This window comes from Undibacterium sp. TJN19, from assembly GCF_049339485.1.
Lineage (GTDB): Bacteria > Pseudomonadota > Gammaproteobacteria > Burkholderiales > Burkholderiaceae_D > Undibacterium.
This window is the reverse complement of record NZ_JBMPPL010000052.1, coordinates 1-788: the sequence shown is the minus strand read 5'-3', so window position 1 is coordinate 788 and position 788 is coordinate 1. Positions and strand designations below refer to the sequence as shown.

The 788-nt window shown below is 52.4% G+C and carries 1 protein-coding gene; it reads right to left on the bottom strand.

What is annotated here, in order from left to right; translation table 11 throughout:
• Positions 1–390: 390 nt before the first annotated feature.
• Positions 391–788: MotA/TolQ/ExbB proton channel family protein (locus tag ACO0LH_RS28475; RefSeq protein WP_422944525.1), on the bottom strand; the 398-nt coding region annotated here is incomplete at its 5' end.

The window sequence follows — 788 nt, the reverse complement described above, 5'->3', positions numbered from 1 at the left end:
GACTTCGTCTTCGCCGTCACCATCATTGCCAATTGCCATTGCCATAATGTGTTCTCTTTCGTGTTACGCAGACCTTTTAAGACCACTCAACACAGAGGCACAAAGACACAGAGAACTGCAGGAGGAAAGTCTTTCCTCCGAGGTCCATTGACCCATCATTACTTTGCGCAGGGATGCTTCGCAAAAATAATCATCTTTCTCTTGGTTCTTCTCTGTGTCTCTGTGCCTCGGTGGTTAAGGGTCTTCGGTTTTAAGCTATACAAGTACTTATGTGAAATGCTGAGGAAGCGTAGCGAGCGGTGCTAGTTTGGACTAAGAAGCGCAACCGTACGCAGGTACGGTGAGCATCGCAGGTTCAACATCGCGTCGCGTAGTAGCTTCCTCAGTATTTCATTTTTTTGCAGCTGTCTTGCCCATGTTGCCGGACAGGACAACGGAGTGCAGGTCAGCGGAGAAAGCGCGGACTTCTTCCATAGAGCTCTTGTTGCGGCGTACCAGGAAGTTGTAACCCAGAACAGCAGGAACCGCCACGGCCAGACCAATCGCGGTCATGATCAGCGCTTCACCTACAGGACCGGCGACTTTGTCGATCGATGCCTGACCGGACATACCGATGGCTGTCAGCGCATGGTAGATACCCCATACTGTACCGAACAGACCGACGAACGGTGCGGTGGAACCAACGGTTGCCAGGAAGGCCAGGCCGTCTTGCAGGCGGCTTTGCACTTTGTCAACAGCGCGCTGGATGGACATGGAAACCCAGGTGTTCAGGTCGATTTGTTCGAGCA